Annotated in this window: 5 protein-coding genes and 2 pseudogenes; 6 read left to right on the top strand and 1 reads right to left on the bottom strand. The window is 62.1% G+C overall.

What is annotated here, in order from left to right; all coding sequences use genetic code 11:
* Window positions 1-13: 13 nt before the first annotated feature.
* Window positions 14-97 (top strand): hypothetical protein, encoded by an 84-nt coding sequence (locus ACQKQA_RS08990; protein WP_427555910.1) that lies wholly within the window; start codon window positions 14-16, stop codon window positions 95-97.
* Here ACQKQA_RS08990 and ACQKQA_RS08995 read toward each other — a convergent pair.
* A pseudogene (locus ACQKQA_RS08995) lies at window positions 93-770 on the bottom strand (mechanosensitive ion channel domain-containing protein); the annotation flags it as partial. The gene ACQKQA_RS08990 and the pseudogene ACQKQA_RS08995 sit on opposite strands and share 5 nt — an antisense overlap.
* 192 nt (window positions 771-962) lie before the next feature.
* Here ACQKQA_RS08995 and ACQKQA_RS09000 point away from each other — a divergent pair.
* The 5 genes and pseudogenes from ACQKQA_RS09000 to ACQKQA_RS09020 all read left to right on the top strand — a co-directional run bounded on the left by ACQKQA_RS09000 (window position 963) and on the right by ACQKQA_RS09020 (window position 17,968).
* A complete protein-coding gene (locus tag ACQKQA_RS09000) occupies window positions 963-2,309 on the top strand; it encodes a DEAD/DEAH box helicase (protein WP_427555718.1) in 1,347 nt (448 codons plus the stop codon).
* Between the two features lie 203 nt (window positions 2,310-2,512).
* Window positions 2,513-4,234 (top strand): ShlB/FhaC/HecB family hemolysin secretion/activation protein, encoded by a 1,722-nt coding sequence (locus ACQKQA_RS09005; protein WP_427555721.1) that lies wholly within the window; start codon window positions 2,513-2,515, stop codon window positions 4,232-4,234.
* A gap of 139 nt (window positions 4,235-4,373) precedes the next feature.
* Window positions 4,374-6,938 (top strand): annotated as a pseudogene (locus ACQKQA_RS09010) (filamentous hemagglutinin N-terminal domain-containing protein); the annotation flags it as partial.
* A gap of 315 nt (window positions 6,939-7,253) precedes the next feature.
* Window positions 7,254-17,564, top strand: coding sequence for a hemagglutinin repeat-containing protein (locus ACQKQA_RS09015; protein WP_427555913.1), 10,311 nt, complete (start codon window positions 7,254-7,256; stop codon window positions 17,562-17,564).
* A gap of 2 nt (window positions 17,565-17,566) precedes the next feature.
* Window positions 17,567-17,968 carry a hypothetical protein gene (locus tag ACQKQA_RS09020; RefSeq protein WP_427555724.1) on the top strand — a complete coding sequence of 134 codons (402 nt, stop codon included), beginning with the start codon at window positions 17,567-17,569 and terminating at the stop codon, window positions 17,966-17,968.
* The last annotated feature ends 236 nt before the right edge of the window (window positions 17,969-18,204 follow it).

An 18,204-nucleotide genomic window follows, 5' to 3' on the forward strand; every position in this document is an offset into this window, starting at 1 on the left:
CAACCGGCGGCGCATGTCGGTGGTGGTGGCCGAGAAACAGCGGCCGCACCTGCTGATCTGCAAGGGGGCGGTGGAAGAAGTGCTGGCGGTGTGGTGATGTCGACCACGTCGCCGTCGGCACCGACCTGGGGCATCTCGATCCAGTCGCCGACCCGCAGCATGTCGTTGCTGGTCAGCTGCACGCTGGCGACGAACGACAGCAGGGTGTCCTTGTAGACCAACAGGATCACCGCCGACATGGCGCCCAGACCGGACAACAGCAGCAGCGGCGAGCGGTCGATCAGGGTGGCGACGATGATGATCGCGCCGAACACGAACAGCACCATCTTCGCCAGTTGCACGTAGCCCTTGATCGAGCGGGTGCGGGCGTGTTCGGTGCGGGCGTAGATATCCAGCAGGGCGTTGAGCAGGGCGCTGATGGCCAGCACCAGGAACAGGATGGTGAAGGCCAGGGCCAGGTTGCCGAGGAACACCAGGCTGGTCTTGCCGAGTTCCGGCACCAGGTGCAGGCCGAATTGCGCCACCAGCGACGGCGTCATCTGCGCCAGGCGATGGAACACCTTGTTCTGGCGCAGGTCGTTGAGCCAGTGCAGGGCCGGCTGGCGGCCGAGCAGCTTGACCCCGTGCAGGATGACGTAACGCGCCACTCGTCCGACGAGCAGCGCCACCACCAGCAGCAGGACCAGGGCCAGGCTGGAGTGCAGGAGCGGGTGCTCGTCGAGCGCCCCCCAGAGGTCTTGAACGTTGAGCCAGAGCTGTTGGAAATCCATGGGGCAAGTAGCTTCCTCTATGAGACGGGACGGATCGATTAGAACATTTAAACTGTCGAAAGTTACCGTTAAGGACAAATCGCAAACAAAAACCAACTCTTTACCCGGGTTTGCATGAAAGAAACTCGGCCTTCGCGCTCGAAACCGTTACCCTATGCAGCTGTTTTTTTGCATATCTTCGAGGTAGCACCCGTGTTTTCCCAATTCGCCCTGCACGAACGCCTGCTCAAAGCCGTGGCCGAGCTTAAATTTGTCGCGCCGACGCCGGTGCAGGCAGCGGCCATTCCGCTCGCGCTCCAGGGGCGTGACCTGCGGGTGACGGCGCAGACGGGCAGCGGCAAGACCGCGGCTTTCGTCCTGCCGATCCTCAATCGCCTGATCGGCCCGGCGAAGATCCGCGTCAGCATCAAGACCCTGATCCTGCTGCCGACCCGCGAACTGGCGCAGCAGACCCTGAAGGAAGTCGAGCGCTTCTCGCAGTTCACTTTCATCAAGGCCGGCCTGATCACCGGCGGCGAAGATTTCAAGGTCCAGGCCGCCATGCTGCGCAAGGTGCCGGACATCCTGATCGGCACCCCGGGCCGTCTGATCGAGCAACTGAACGCCGGCAACCTCGACTTGAAGGAAGTGGAAGTGCTGGTCCTCGACGAAGCCGACCGCATGCTCGACATGGGCTTTGCCGACGACGTGCAGCGCCTGGTGGACGAATGCCCGAACCGTCAGCAGACCATGCTGTTCTCCGCCACCACCGGCGGCTCGGGCCTGCGCGAGATGATCGCCAAAGTCCTGAACAACCCCGAGCACCTGCAGCTCAACGCGGTCAGCCAGCTGAACGACACCACGCGTCAGCAGATCATCACCGCCGACCACAACCAGCACAAAGAGCAGATCGTCAACTGGCTGCTGGCCAACGAGACCTACCAGAAGGCCATTATCTTCACCAACACCCGGGTCATGGCCGACCGCATCTACGGCCGCCTGGTGGCCCAGGACTACAAGGCGTTCGTCCTGCACGGCGAGAAAGACCAGAAGGACCGCAAGCTGGCCATCGACCGCCTGAAGCAGGGCGCGGTGAAAATCCTCGTGGCCACCGACGTCGCCGCCCGCGGCCTGGACGTCGACGGCCTGGACCTGGTGATCAACTTCGACATGCCGCGCAGCGGCGACGAGTACGTGCACCGCATCGGCCGTACCGGGCGCGCCGGTAACGAAGGCCTGGCCATCTCGCTGATCTGCCACGGCGACTGGAACCTGATGTCGAGCATCGAGCGCTACCTGAAGCAGAACTTCGAGCGCCGCACCATCAAGGAAGTCAAAGGCACCTACGGCGGACCGAAGAAGGTCAAGGCCTCCGGCAAGGCCGCGGGCACCAAGAAGAAAAAGACCGACGCCAAGGGCGACAAGAAAAAAGCCGTGGCCAAGACCCCAACCAAACGCAAGACCGCCAACCGGCCGAAAAGCGACGCCCCGGCCCTGGTCAGCCAGGACGGCATGGCGCCGCTCAAGCGGCGCAAGCCGGCAGCGCCTGCGGCCGAATAAGTCGTCGTAGCGCAACACAAAAAAGCCCGGGCCTTGCCCGGGCTTTTTTATTGGCCGGCGAGTGGTAGCGGCCTTGGCCCACGGGTTTCCTGGCCCGGAAAACAGGCCTGTATAGAGGGGGGAAAGGTTAATTGACGTCAGGATGATGGCACATTAATATCGCGCACCTTTCTTGCTCTTGCCGTAGTTTCAAAGGACTGAATATGTCGCTGTCACCCCGCGCAATGAGGTTGTCTTGTGCTTTTGCCTGCCTGTTGCTGGCCAGTCCGCTACCCACCGCCTCGGCTGCCCCGCTGAGCAACCCCGGCGACCAGGACCTGATCCGCGAGCGCCAGAACCGCCTGCTGGAAGAGCAACAGCGACGCCTCGAAGAACTCAAGGAGCTGCCGGGCAAGGAGGCAGCCCCCACGGCGCCGACGGCCCCTGCCGACACCCGTTGTTTTCCGATCAAGGACATCGAGCTCAAGGGCGCCGACAGCCTGTCCGCCAGTGAGCAGGAACGCCTGCTCAAGCCCTATATCGGCCAGTGCCTGGGTGTCAGTCAGCTCAACGAACTGCTCAAGGTCATCACCGACCTCTACCTCGAAAAAGGCCTGGTCACCAGCCGCGCCTACCTGCCGCAGCAGGACCTGTCCACGGGCCATCTGCAGGTGCTGGTGGTCGAGGGTCGGCTCGAAGGCCTGAAGGGGGCCGAGGGCAGCCGGCTATCGGACCGCGAACTGTCCATGGCCTTTCCCGGCAAGGTCGGCGAACGGGTCAACCTGCGGGAAATCGAACAACTGGTGGATCAGCTCAACCGCCTGCCGTCGAACCAGGCGCAGATGGAGCTGGCTCCCGGCAAGGAAATCGGCGGCAGCGAAGTGCTGGTCAAGAACACCCCGCAGAAACCCTGGCGTGCCGGCCTGTCGCGCAGCAACGAGGGCCAGCGCAGCACCGGCGAGCAGCAGTGGGGCACCACCTTCGACTGGGACAGCCCGCTGGGGCTGGCCGATCAGTTGATGCTGCGCGGTGGCCACGACGCCATGAGCGACCACCAGCACACGTCCAACAACGCCATGCTCAATTACAGCCTGCCCTGGGGCTGGTGGACCTTCAGCTACACCTACAGCCAGAGCGAGTACCGCTCCCTGGCCCAGGCCAACGGCTTCAACTTCAAGCAGACCGGCGACAGCCAGAACCACCAGCTGCGCGCCGAGCGGGTGATCCTGCGCGACGCGGTGAGCAAGACCTCGCTGAATGCCGGCCTGGCCTACCTGCGCACCAACAACTTCATCGAAGACAGCAAGCTCAAGCTGAGCAGCAACCGCCTCAGCGAAGCCCAGTTCGGCATCAACCACGGCCGCCGGGTCGGCAGCGCTTTCGTCAACCTCGACCTGGGGATGCAGCAGGGCATCGGCGCCTTCGATGCCCAGGACAACGGCCACCCCGGCCCTGGCGAACCGAATGCGCGCTACCGCAAATACACCGCCACCCTGAGCTACCTGCAGCCGTTCAAGCTGTGGGGCGAGTCCTTGAGTTTCAGCAGCCTGATGACCGGCCAGCGCAGCGAAGACGTGCTGTTCAGCCCCCAGCGCACCAGCCTCGGCGGGCAGTCGTCGATTCGCGGTTACAAGGACCAGTCGCTGTCCGGCGACAGCGGCGGCTACTGGCGCAACGACCTGCGCTGGAGCCATCCGGTGAGCCTCGGCTGGTTGCGGCCGGTGTTCGCCGAGTACGGCAGCAGCCTGGGCTACGACCAGGGCGTGATCCGCGGCGACCGCTACAACGGCGACCGGCACGGGCGCATGTCGAGCAATTCCCTGGAGCTGTTCGCCCGTGGCCAGCATGTCGCCGCCAGCGTGACCTTCGCCCATTCCCTTGAACGTCCGGATGTCCTGACCGAGCGCGAAGCGCCGATCTACTTCCGCCTGGACTTCTTCCTCTGATTCAGCGTTTCCCGAGAGTTTCCACATGGATGTTCGCCCATTGGCCTTCCCGGCCCGTCAGCCTTCTTTTGCCCTGAAAAAACCTGAGTACTTCTGGGGCATGCCCAAGCGCGGGCTGGCGTTCATCCTGGCCAACGCCATGTTCTGGCAACCGCTGTGGGCCCAGGCGGAGGGCATAGTGGTCAGCGCGCCGGGCACCAGCCTGGGCCAGGCCGGCAATGGCGTGCCCATCGTCAATATCGCCACGCCCAACGGCAGCGGCCTGTCGCATAACCAGTTCCACGATTACAACGTCGGCCAGCAGGGCGTGATCCTCAACAACGTCGCCGAGCGCATGCAAAAGACGCAACTGGGCGGGATCATCCTCGGCAACCCGAACCTCAAGGGCGCGGCGGCGCAGGTCATCCTCAACGAAGTCAACGGCGGCAGCCCCAGCCAGCTGCGCGGCTACACCGAAGTGGCGGGGCAGTCGGCCCATGTGATCGTCGCCAACCCCTACGGCATCAGTTGCAACGGCTGCGGCTTCATCAATACGCCGCAGGCCACCCTGACCACCGGCAAGCCGGTGATCGAGAACGGCCAGCTCACGCGCTATCAGGTCGACCAAGGGCAGGTGACCGTCGACGGCCCGCAGCTCAACGCGAGCAACGTCGACCGCTTCGAAATCATTACCCGCAGCGCCAGGATCAACGCCGAGATCCAGGCGAACAACCTGAGCATCGTCACTGGGCGCAACGACGTCGACGCCCGCACCCTGAACGCCACCGCCCGCGCCGCCGACGGCAGCGCCAAGCCGGAACTGGCCATCGACTCCTCGTCCCTGGGCGGCATGTACGCCGGGGCGATCAAGCTGGTGGGCACCGAAGCCGGGGTCGGGGTGAAACTCGACGGTAAGCTGATCGCCAGCGGCGGCGATATCCAGCTCGACGCCAACGGCCAGCTGCGCATGGTCGACGCCGCGGCGGCCAATGGTGCGGTCAAGCTCAAGGCCGCCAGCCTCGACGCCCAGGGGCCGGTCCATGCCGGTACCGCCCTGAACGTCCAGACCCAGGGCGACCTGTACAACCGGAAAACCCTGGCCGCGCGCGACAGCATCACCCTCAGCGCCGGCGGCCGGTTGAGCAACAGCGGCATCATCGAAGCCGGGCTCAGTGTCGACGGCAGCCGCAATGCCAACGGCGATATCACCCTCAATGCGCAGGCCCTCGATAACAGCGGCAAGAGCCTGGTGGCCAGCCGCAACCTGACGGTCAATGCGGCGCAGAGCCTGAACAACCAGGGTGGCACCTTGAGCGCGGGGCAAACCTCCAGCATCACCACGGCAACCCTGGATAACCAGAACCAGGGGCATGTGCTGAGCAGTGGCGCGCTGAACGTCACGGCCAACCAGGTGCTCAACAACCAGGGCCTGATCTCCGGCGACGGCAGCCTCACGGCCACAGTGGGCCACCTGAATAACCACAAGGGCGAAGTCTCCAGTGCCGGCATCGCCACACTGACGGCCACCAGCCTCGACAACCGCGGCGGCCAGGTCAGCGGTGACGTGGCACTGAACATCGGGTTGAGCGGCGCCCTGAACAACCAGGGCGGCGTCCTGGGCTCCGGCAAGCAGTTGAGCATCAGCGCCGCCAGCCTGGATAACAGCCATGCCGGCAGCCTGGACAGCGATGGCAGCCTGACCACGCGGATCGTGGGCCTGTTCGATAACCAGAGCGCGGGAGCCCTGGGTGCCAAGGGCCTGGTGGACCTGCGGGCCGGCAAACTCGACAACCGTGGCGGCAGCCTGGTCGGCAAGGATCGGCTGATCCTGAACACTGCTGTACTGGACAACCGCGGGAGCAAGGTCCGTGCCGACAAGGGCCTGCAACTCGATGTCCAGCAGCTGGACAATCGCGAGAAAGGCCAGCTCACCAGCCAGGCGGGGATTGGTCTGAGCGGCAGCCTGCTGGACAACCGCGGCGGCTTGCTCAGTGCCGTCGGCCCGGTGACGTTGACGGTCAAGGACGTGGAAAACGCTCTGGGGCGGATCGCCAGCGAAGGCGATGTACAGGCGACCGTCGACAGCCTCAAGCAGCAGGGCGGCACCCTGGTGGCACAAGGCAACCTGACGTTGCGCGGCGGTGTTCTCGACAACCGCGGCGACGGTCTGGTCGTGGCGACAAAAGCGCTGAAACTCGAGGTCCAGGACATCGACAACCGCGCCGGAAAACTTTCCAGCGGGACCAATACCGAGGTTGAGGGCCAACTGCTCGACAACAGCGACGGCGGCAGAGTCCTGGCCGGTAGCGATCTGGAGCTCAAGGTTGCGCGCCTTATCAATCAGAGCAAGGGGCTGGTCCAGGGCAAGGGCGCCACGACGCTGAGCGGCCAGAGCCTCGATAACACCGATGGCGTGATCGATAGCCGCAACCGGCTGAAGATCACCCTGGCCGCAGGGCTCGACAACACCCGCGGGCTGCTTCGCACTGATAACGCCCTGACCCTGGGCAGCGGCACCCTGACCAACACCGCCGGTCGTATCAACAGCGTGGAAGCCCTGTCGCTCACCAGCCGTGGCGAACTGCTCAATCAGGGCGGCTCGATCAAGTCCGACCAGGGCCTGACTGTCGCCAGTGGCCATCTCGACAACAGCCAGAAGGGCCTGCTGTCCGGGAAGCAGGCCACGGGGATCACCGCGACGACCTTCAACAATAGCCAGGGCGGACGCCTGAGCAGCGAAGGCAGCCTTGACCTGGTCGCCACCCAGGTCAACAACGCCGATGGCAGCATCAGCAGTACCCAGGACCTCACGGCCAGCGTGACCGGGCTCGATCAGCAACACGGGGAACTGTTCAGCAAGGCCGGCCTGACCCTGGACCTGAACAACGGTCAGCTCAATAACCAGGGCGGCCACATCCGTGCCCCTGGGGCCCTGCTGCTGAAGAACCTCAAGGGCGTCGATAACCATCAGGGCGAGATCTCCAGCGCCCAGGCGTTCAGCCTGATCGCGCAAAGCTTCGACAACAACGGCGCCAGGCTGATCAGCGACCAGGGGCTGACCCTGCGCATCGCCCAGGCCCTGAGCAACGTGAAGGGCCTGGTCAGCGCCAGCTCCATCGATAGCCACAGCGCCAGCCTGGACAACACCGATGGCGTGCTCAGCAGCACCGGCAACCTGGAACTGAAGGTCGATGGCGTATTCGATAACCAGCGCGGCACCCTGGCTGCCGACGGTGGATTGCTGCTCACGGCCGCCAGCCTGGACAACCGCGCGGCCGATATCTCCGGCAAACAAGAGGTGACCGCCCGGATCGGCACCCTGAACAACCAGGGCGGCAAGTTGATTGCCACCCTCGGGGCGCTGGACCTGAAAGGGGCGAGCCTGGATAACCGTCAAGGCGGCCTGGTAGGGGCGACAAAAGCGCTGGAACTCGACGTCGATAGGCTCGACAACCGCGGCGGCGAGCTGTCGACCCAGGCCGGCCTGAACCTGACAGGCCAGCACCTGAATAACAGCGACAAGGGTCTGGTCGAGGCCCATGGCCCGCTGGTGCTCAAGGTCGACGAGGTGATCAACCAGAGCGCCGGCTGGATCAACGCGCTGGCCGACCTGACGATTACCGGCGAGCGTCTGGACAACCGCAACGGGAAAGTCCAAAGCCAGCAGGGCCTGGACCTCACCCTCAAGGGCGACCTGCAAAACCAGCAAGGGTTGATCGATAGCCAAAGCACCCTGGATGTGGCCGCGGCCGGCCTGGACAACCGCTACGGCCGCCTGATGAGCGCGGCGGCGCTGAACCTCGGCGCGGGTGGCGCCTTGACCAACGTGGGCGGCAAGCTGGTGAGCGAGGGCGGCCTGCAGTTGCGCAGCACCAGCCTGGACAACAGCCAGAAAGGCGTGATCAGCGGCAAGGGCGCGGTCCAGGTCACCACCGGCGACTTCGATAACAGCCAGGACGGCAGCCTCGACAGCGGCGCCACCCTAAAACTGACGACGGCCAAACTGACCAATACCAGCGGGCGCATCGGCAGCGAAAAGGCCCTGACCGCGAAGGTCGATAGCCTCGATCAACAGGGCGGCAAATTCTTCAGCAACACCAACCTGAGCCTGGACCTGAACCATGGCCGACTGAACAACCAGGACGGTTTCATCCACGCGCCGGGTGCGCTGCTGCTGAAAAATCTCGGTGACGTCGACAACCGCAACGGGGAAATCTCCAGTGACGAGACTTACGAACTCGACGCCAAGAGCCTGAACAACGACGGCGGCCAGTTGCTCGGCAACCAGGCGCTGACCCTGCGCATCGAACAGGCGCTGAGCTCCATCAAGGGCAAGATCGGGGCCGCGGCGCTGGAGGTCCAGGCCGCCAGCCTGGATAACAGCGCCGGCGCCTTGACCAGCCGCTCGGGGCTGCAACTGAAGGTCCAGGGGCTACTGAACAACCAGGACCAGGGGGTGATCAACGCCATCAATGGCTTGAGCATCGACAGCGGCGACTTGAACAACCGCCACGGTTCGCTCCTGGCGGGGGACTGGCTGAGCCTGTCGGCCAAGGCCCTGGACAACACCGACAGCGGGCTGATCAACAGTAAAGGCACGCTGACGCTGACCGCCCAGCAGGTGGATTCCAGCGATCAAGGCGAGGTCTCGGCCAAGGGGGACATGAACCTCAAGGTCACGGGGCTGACCCAGCGTGGCGGTCGCCTGTTGGGCGACGGCGCGGTGACCCTGGACCTGGCCAATGGCGATCTCGACAACAGCCTCGGCAAATTGAACGCCAAAGGCCTGTTGAGTATCGAGCGGCTGCGGGACCTGAAGAACCAGCAGGGCCTACTGTCCAGCCGTGAGGGTTTCACCCTGACGGGGCGCACCCTGGATAACACCCAGGGCAAGTTGATCAGCGAGGCGGCCCTGGGGGTCGTGTCGTCCGGCCAATTGCTGAACGAAAATGGCCTGGTGTCGGGGTTCAAGGGCCTGACCGTCGAGGCGGCAAGCCTGGATAACCGCAACCACGGGACGCTCTCCAGCAAGGAGGGCGACCTGGCCATCGATGTCAGCGGCGCGGTGCTTAACCGCGGTGCCGGCGCGCTGACCAGCAATGGCACGCTCAAGCTGAACGCCGCGAGCCTGGACAACAGCGACGAAGGGGTGGTCTCCAGTGTCGGCAAACAGACGCTCACCGTCGCCGGCCTGCTGAATAACGCGGCCGGCGGCTTGATCGACAGCGGCGCCACCCTCGATCTCACGGCGGCAACCCTGAACAACCGGGCCGGCAATGTCAGTGCATTGCAAGCGGCCGACCTGCGCGTCGGCAGCCTGGATAACGGTGGCGGTAGCCTGTCGACCAAGGGCGCCCTGACGCTGGACGTGGCAGGCAACTTGGGCAATGCCCAGGGCACTCTCAGCAGTGACGGCGCCTTGCTGCTCAAGCGCGCGGCCCACGTCGATAACCGCGGTGGCAAGCTGATCGGCCAGGACTTGCTGACGTTCAACGCCGACAGCCTGGACAACCGTGACCAGGGCACCGTGGCGGCCAATCAGCAAGCCACGCTGACCGTCGCAGGCGCGGTGCAGAACGCTCAGGGCGGTTTGCTCCACAGCCGCGATGCGGGCCTGCTGCTGAATGCGGCCAGCCTCGATAACACCCGGGGCGCGGTGCAAAGCCGGAACGGCCTGACCCTGAATATCGGCGGCGACTTCAACAACCAGGGCGGCAAAGTCATCGCCCAGGATGGCGCGGTGAGCATTACCGCGGCCAGCCTCGACAACCGTGGCGGGGTGCTGTCGAGCCTCAAGGACGCCCTTGAAACCCACATCAGTGGCGTGCTGCTCAACGGCTATGACCTGAACGACCAACGCCAGCGTGGGGTGATCGAAGCCCAGCGCTTGACCCTGCGTGCCTTGGCCGGGTTGAACAACAACGGCGGCCGCATCGCGGCGCGTCAGGGCGATGCCACTGTCACTACCGCCGGCTTCGACAACCGTAATGGCGGGCTCTACGCCAGCGGCCAGGTGGCTGTCACCGCCACGGCGTTCGACAACGGTGGCGACAAAGGCGGGCAGGTCGGCGGTCAAGGGGTCGATCTCGGCTTGAGCGGCGCCTTGAATAACCGGCTGGGGGTCATCGAGAGCGACAGCGCTCTGCTCATTCGCGCGGCCAGTATCGACAACGGCCAGGGGCAGCTAAGGGCTTCCGGGAGCGGCGGCAAGACCCTGTTCCAGATCGGCGGCTTGCTGGACAACCGTAACGGTCGCATCGAAGTGGCCAGCACCGACCTGGGCCTGGCGGCGACCAGCTTCCTGAATACGGGCGGCACCCTGCTGCACTCCGGCAAAGGGCAATTCGATATCTCGATGGCGAACGTCAGCGGGGCGGGCGGCACCCTGGTCACCCAAGGGGGGCTGACCCTCGCGGCCGATTCGTGGAACAACACCAGCGTCATCCAGGCCGGACGCCTGAAGGTCAACGTCAACAACTTCTACCAGAGTGCCAGCGGCCAGCTGCTGGCCTCCGACAGCTTCGAAGGCGTTGGCGGCAACTGGAGCAACGATGGCCTGATCGCCAGCGACGGCAGCCTGAACCTGCAACTGTCGGGCGCCTACGGCGGCAATGGCCGTCTGAGCAGCCTGGGCGGCATGAGCCTCGGCGCCGCCCAGGTCGACCTGCCAGGCACCGCGACTATCGCCGGTGGCGGCAACACCCGGATCGATGTCGGCGGGCTGCTCACCAACCGCGGACGCCTGAGTTCCGGCCAGGGGCTGACCGTCAATGCCGGGGCGATCAACAACTACGGTTCGCTCGGTAGCGCCGGGGCGCTGACCCTCAATGCCGGGACGCTGCTCAACTCTGGTGTCAGCGATGCCGAGCACAGCTCGATCTTCAGCGGCGGCGACATGCAGTTGCTGGGGAACAGCTTCACCAATCGCTATGCCGACGTGTTCAGCATGGGCAGCCTGCTGGTGGCCGCCAATGCCGCGCAGGCCCAGTCGAGCCTGCTGGAAAACCGCTCCGGGACGATCGAAAGCCTGGGCAACATGACCATTCGCGCCATGACGGTGAAGAACGTCATGGACATCCTCCGCTACTCGGAGCACGAGAAGTACTACGCCGCGATTACTCAACTGTCGTGCGCCCCCTTCGGTGTGTGCCATGTCAAGAAAAAAGGCAATCGGCGCAATGCGGTCTGGCAGCTCACCGAGCGCGATCGCCTGCAGGTGACGGCCAGTACGGCGGCCGCCAGCATCTCCAGCGGCGGGCAACTGAACATCGGCGCCCGGGACCTGAGCAACGAAAGTAGTTTCATTGCCTCTTCCGGCGACCTGGCGATCAATGCCGCCAGCATCAAGAACAAGGGGGTGGTGCCCCAGGACATTGAAACCACCACCATCAAATACAACTTCGTGTATCAGTACCAAGGCGCGATCGCCGCGGCGGCTGCCTTCAATGCGAGAAATGCCACCAAACCTTCCAGTACTTTCGAAGCTGACCTGGCGGCATTCAATGCACAGATGACCGGCGGCAGACTCCCCGGTGGTGGTACCAGAACTCTGGCGGGCGACGGCAAGCGCTTCGACGCCATCATCCAGTCCGGGGCCAACGTCCAGCTCAACGCCTCGGAGAAGATCGACAACGGCGTAGTGCGCGGTTATTACGCCTATGTCGGCGGCGGCAAGAAGACCGGCGATACCTCGGCGGGCAGTCAGTATTCGACGCCGATCTACATCAACTCCCAATTGCCGCCGGACCTGGCCAAACAGCAGGTCAACCCCTTGGCCCTGCCAGGCTTTACCTTGCCGGTCGGGCAACACGGCCTGTTCCGCCTGAGCAGCGAAGGGGCCGGCGACACCACGGCGGCCCAGCGCAACCCGGTGCCTATGGCCTGGAGCATGGGCAGCAGCAGCCTGAGATTCGCCGAGCGCGAGCAGAACCTTGCCCAGAGTCAGGCGCGGGTTCTACAGGCTGCTCCCGTGACCCCGGTGGCGGCGACCGAGCGCACGCTGGCGCAGGTTGACGCGGTGCAGCCTGGGGTCGATGTCAGCCAGCCGACGGTTGTCGTCGCGACCCCGACGGATAGCGCAGCGACTGCCCAGCCGCCGGTATACAGCCGTACCCCGGCGGAACAGGTGCAGGGCAGTATCGTGCGGGTCCAGGGCATTCCGACGCTTGACCATCCCCCGCAAGCCCACAAATACCTGATTGAAACCAACCCGGTGCTCACCAACCAGAAACAGTTCATGAGCTCGGATTACCTGCTGTCGAACCTGGGGTACAACCCGGACGAGAGCTGGAAGCGCCTGGGCGACGGTTTCTACGAACAACGGCTGATCCAGCAGGCGGTGGTCGCCCGCACTGGCCAACGTTTCATCGATGGCCAGGACTCCGACGAGAAGCTGTTCAAGTACCTGATGGACAACGCGCTGCAGAGCAAGCAGCAGCTCAACCTGGCGGTCGGCACCTCGCTGACCTCCGAGCAGGTCGCGGCCCTGACCCACGACATCGTCTGGCTCGAATCGCACCAGGTCAACGGCGAGAACGTGTTGGTACCGGTGCTGTACATGGCCCACGCCAACAACCGCCTGGCCGCCAACGGCGCGCTGATCGCCGGCAAGGACGTCAACCTGATCGCCGGCAAGGACCTGCTCAACGCAGGCACCCTGCGCGCGAGCAACAACCTCTCGGCCAAGGCGGGCAACGATCTGGTCAACAGCGGGCTGATCGAAGCCGGCAATCGCCTGGACCTGCTGGCGGGCAACAACCTGGTGAACAAGGCGGGCGGCATCATCGCCGGCCGCGACGTGAGCCTGACCGCCAACGGCGACCTGATCAACGAACGTACCGTCACCCGCCACGAGAACAGCGGCGGCGACCTGCAACAGCGGCGCGATTTCCTCGACAGTGCCGCGCGCATCGAAGCCGCCAACGACCTGACGCTCAAGGCCGGTCGCGACTTCAACAACGCCGGCGCCGTGCTGCAAGCGGCGCACGACACCACCATCAACGCCGGCCGCGATGCCCACCTCACCGCCGTCGAACAGCAGGACAACGAGACCCGCACCAACTTCCTGCGTGCCAGCACCGTCCAGCACGGCTCGACGGTCACCAGCGGTCGCGACCTGACGATCAACAGCAGCCGCGACCTGTCGGCCATCGCCAGCCAGATCGACGCCAAACGCAACCTCGCCCTGGCCGCCACCGGCGACCTGACCCTGGCCTCGGCGGCGGACGAACAACACTCGTATTCCAGCTCCAAGAAGTACAAGGGCCAGTCCGACAAAGTCAGCCAGGTCTCCACCTCCGTGACTGCCGGCGGTAGCGTGGCGCTCAGTGCCGGTAAGGATCTGGAACTGATTGCCAGTCGGGTGAGTGCCGGAGACGAGGCGTATCTGGTGGCCGGTGGCAACCTGGCGCTGGAGTCCGCGGAAGACAGCAATTACAGCTTCTACAGCAAGACCAAGAAGAGTTCGTCGGGCAAGAAGAGCCGGCTGGATGAGGTGGCGAGTACGACCAATATCGCCAGTTCCGTCACCTCGGGCACCAACAGCGTACTGGTTGCTGGGAACGACCTGGTGGTCAAGGGCAGTGAAGTCGCCGCCGACAAAGGCGGCGTCCGGTTGACGGCTAGCAACGACGTGCAAATCCTGGCCGTTAGCGACTCCAACAGCGCGCGCCACGAGAGCAGTAAAAGCAAGAGTGGCTGGGGTGGCCTGAAGTCGAGCAAGGTCCAGGACAAACTGGCGGAAACCCAGACCAAGGCAGTCGGCAGCATCATTTCCGGCAATACCGTGGATGTAGTTGCCAAGCACGATGCCACCGTCACCGGTTCTGCTCTGGTCAGCACCAAAGACCTGAGCGTTCAGGCCGGCAACGACCTCACTATCGATGCGGCCGAAAACACCTTCACCCGCAGCGAGCTGCACAAGCAGAAAAACCGCGACCTGATGGGCGTGCTCACCGCCAACAACATGGGCCTGGACGACATCACCGGTAACCAGCACCTGTCGATCAGCAGCAGCAATCACACCGGCAAGGCGGCGCAAACCACCTTGACCGGCAGCACGGTGGGTTCGAGCGAAGGCAGTGTGAAGCTTGAGGCGGGGCGTGAGTTGAAGGTGGTGGCCAGTGATCTGGTCAGTACCAAGGATATGCACCTGACCGGCGCTGACGTAACGATTGCAGCGGGTATCGAAACGTCGACCCAGAGCAGCACGGACAAGTCCAAGAGCCTTGCCGTGGGGCGTGTCGTCGGTGGTGCCGTGGTTGATACCGTCAAGAGTATTCGCAGCGATATTCGCGCTGCCAAGGATGCCGACGACGGTCGCCTTAAAGCAGTGAAAAGCGCCCAGGCATTACTGTCGGCCTACAACGCGGCAGAGAACTTCAGTGCCGATGCGGCTAACCAATCGCAGGGCAAGCCGGCCAACAGCAGTGGCTCGCTTATCAAGATCGGCACTGAACTGGGTTCGACCCGAAGCAAAAGTACCAGCGAATACAGCAGTGAAACGGCCAAGCAATCGAGCTTGACCAGCGGTGCGGGTCTGGTCATTTCGGCTGTAGGGGACGCGGCGGGTACCCAGGGTGATGTTCATGTCATTGGCAGCAGCCTTAAGGCGAAAGACACGCTGTTGATGGCGAAAAACGACATCACTCTGGAAAGCGCCCAGGACCGTGCGCAATGGAATAACCAGAGCCACAACAGCAAGACCAGTATCGGTGCCAGCTTCAATATTGGCGATCAGAACGGCTTCACCCTGGATCTCGGGGCGCAGTTGGCCAAAGGCATGGGCAAGGGCCATTCGGTCACCCAGGTCAACAGCACGCTGGATACCGGCCTGCTCGTGCTGAAAAGCGGTCAGGACACCACCCTGGCCGGAGCGCAGGTTCGGGCCGATACCATCAAGGCGGAGGTGGGAGGCAACCTCAACATCGTCTCCCGACAGGACGAAGCCGATCAGAAAAACCGGCAAACAAGCGGTGGTTTCGGCGCCAGCATCTGTGTGCCGCCGTTCTGTTACGGCTCCATGGTGACCGCCAGCGGCAATATTGCTGGTAGCAAGATGAACAGCGATTACAAGGCCGTAACCGACCAGACGGGCTTGTACGCAGGTAAAGGTGGTTACGACATTTATGTCGGGACCAACACCCAACTGCAAGGCGCGGTGATTGCCAGTGAAGCCAGTGCCGACAAGAACCATCTCGACACCGGTCGCCTGATTGTCAGCGACATCAAGAACACCAGCGAGATCAAAAGCCAGTCGGCCAGCCTGAGTGCTTCTTACACCAGTACCAAGTGGGACAAACCGGGGCAACCGAAGACGCCGGACAGTGAAAGAAAATGGGCGCATTCGGAAACTGGCGGCACCTTGCCGCTGGCCCTCAAGGAGTCCGATCACAGCAGCACCCGCAGTGCCGTCAGCGAGGGGACGATCACGATCCGTGATCCAGCGGGCTCGCAGGATCTGGTAGGGCTGAATCGCGATACCAGCAATGCGAATCAGCATCTCGACCGGCCGGACGAGAAGAAAATGCAGGAGCGCATGGACCTGATCCAGAGTTCTGCGCAGCTGGCGAGTACCACCATCAATCTGGTAGCAAAAGCCAAGGCGGATTCCGCTAAAGAGCTGCTAAGCAAAGCCAAAACTTCTGAAGAGAAGGAGAAGGCCAACACGGCCCTTGCGGATGCTGCTAGCTGGAGCGTCGGTGGTGACAAACGCATCATGGCCGACATTGCCTCGGGCTTGATCGCGGCGGGCCTTGGAGGTGTTGGTGGCACGACTGCAGTTGGCATCGTTGCCAATACCACGGCCAATGACACCTTCACAAAGATCGGCGATTACGCCGATGCGCAGAAGCGCAATGCTACTGATGACACCAGCCGAGCGGCGTGGGCTGAAGGTGGTGCTGCCCGGGTATTGCTGCATGCTTTGGCTGGTGCGGCGATGGGGTTGTCTAGTGGTAATGCTGGAAGCGGCGCATTGGGGGCGGGGGCGTCGGCGGCGCTGATGCCTGCGATTGCAGAGGTCTTGGGCAAAAGTGGTATCGAACAACGCAATCAGGAAGCCATTGCAACCCTCATTGCCACAGGGCTTGGGGCGACGGCCGGGTCCCTTGGAGGCGGAGGCACAGCCGGGGCAATTGCAGGTGGCGGTAGCGGGGCTGGGGTTGAGGTCAATAACCGCCAACATCATCGCGACCAAGAACTTCCGCTGCTGAAGAAAAAAGCCGAGGAGCTGGAGCAGACACTGGGTAAGCCGAAGTCTGATGCCCTGTGGGAGGACCTGATGCTCCTCGCTAGTGGTGCAGCAATTGATGAGGTTGAAAAGGCTCGCTTGGATGCCTTGGTCGAGAAGTGGGGGAATGATCCGACCACGGATTGGTTCAAGCGCGATCTGGATGTTGCAAAAAACGCCATAAAACAGCTGGCGGATCAAAAGATCCCGCTGACCTGGGCAGATGGCAAGCCGATTATCGCCCATGGTTCCCCGGTCTATGCGTTCGCCTCGACACCAGAGCAGTTTAATGACTCGAGTTTATTCAACGGCCTTGGGAAGGGGTATTACGGAGAGCTGACGGCGGCCGAAAAATGGAAGCAGTATGGGAAGGATCAGGCTGAGGCACACAGCAAGGAAATCCTGGACTTTTCGAGTAACAATCTGGCCTCAAAAAATGCCGCTGATCGGATATTGACGCTGGCGGTGAAGAATACGGAGTCGGTGAGTATTATCGACGATGTCATCCTGTCGCTGGGTGGAGTGGTTGGAGGTAAGGCTACTCTCAAGACGATATTGGAAGCCGTAGTAGAAAGGCGGGCGGCGAAGAAGGCTGCGGCAGAGGCGGAGGCTCTTGGTGCAATAGACGGCGTGCCGTCTTCTAACAATAGAAATCTAGCTGGATTGGCAGATAGCGAAGCAGGTATTCCTGGTAAGTCTATAGACATTCAGTCAGGCAAGTTTTCTGCTCAGATTGAGCAGGCCTTGAAGTCGAGTGTTCCAGGAGAGGTATTAGAAGGGCAGGTAGGTAAGGCCCTTAGTGAAAAAGGGGTGCTATTGGACTATCAAAGTAAGCTTCGGTCTGGTTTTCTAGATGGAAGGCCAGTGGGCGTTGGAGAGATTGATGCGGAAACTCCACGTTTTATAATTGAGGTGGCGGGTAGTGCAAAACCAGGAAAAATTGATCAGCTGCTGAAGCTAAAAAACAACACCTTGCTTAATCCGGATCGTAAAGAGGTTATTCTGTTTGCCCCGAATGTAGTTAAAGCTCAACAGATAAAAGCATACGAAAAAATAGGAATTAAGGTTGTTAATAGTGTTGAGCAGCTTTTTGAGTATGGCGCAAGCAAAGGAGGACTTTGATCATGGGTGACTCAGCAATGATTGTTTCTTCGGATGTCTTGACTGTTGATGATTTTCAGCGGGTTTTAAATGATTTTTCTGGCTGTGTTAAACACATGAAGCCCCCGCGAGGAGTAGTAAGTGATGGTGGGGCAGACATCTGGCTGGCAATGTTGTCAAAGGATGATTTTAATGCATTTTATGATGATGAAGATCTACTTGAATGGCAGAGCATGCTAGGGTCTGCTCCGCAGACAATCATCGAAATTAGATTGGATCATACTCAAAGGTCTAGAGTGATGTATCTTGATGTTGTACTGGGTTTTGCTAAGGTCTGGAACTGTATTTTACATGATGTGGATGATTCGGTTTTATCCTATGCTTTGATTTGCGAAAGGTATAAGCATCTGGTTGGTAGTCTTTGAAATGTACGAGGTTGGTAGAGGGTGGATAGACTCGTCTCCATAATAAATTGCGCTAAATTGCTACTGGGTTTATATGGCTTTCGGGCGCCTGCACTTCCTCGGTGAATGATAGTTTAGAGCACTGTGAAGATGTATGGGTAAGTAAGCCGATGTAGCGGTATCAAAGAGCTCTCTTGAAAAATGATGAGTATGCGCCGGCAGGAAATTTATGGGGTAAAGAGTAATTGGCTGCGGCT

Source organism: Pseudomonas sp. NPDC089530, from assembly GCF_050280705.1.
GTDB lineage: Bacteria > Pseudomonadota > Gammaproteobacteria > Pseudomonadales > Pseudomonadaceae > Aquipseudomonas.

What these genes read in the sequence shown, in the direction of transcription:
- ACQKQA_RS08990 (WP_427555910.1), top strand. Translation starts at nt 14, where the DNA reads ATGTCGGTGGTGGTGGCCGAGAAACAGCGGCCGCACCTGCTGATCTGC.
- ACQKQA_RS09005 (WP_427555721.1), top strand. Translation starts at nt 2,513, where the DNA reads ATGTCGCTGTCACCCCGCGCAATGAGGTTGTCTTGTGCTTTTGCCTGC.
- ACQKQA_RS09020 (WP_427555724.1), top strand. Translation starts at nt 17,567, where the DNA reads ATGGGTGACTCAGCAATGATTGTTTCTTCGGATGTCTTGACTGTTGAT.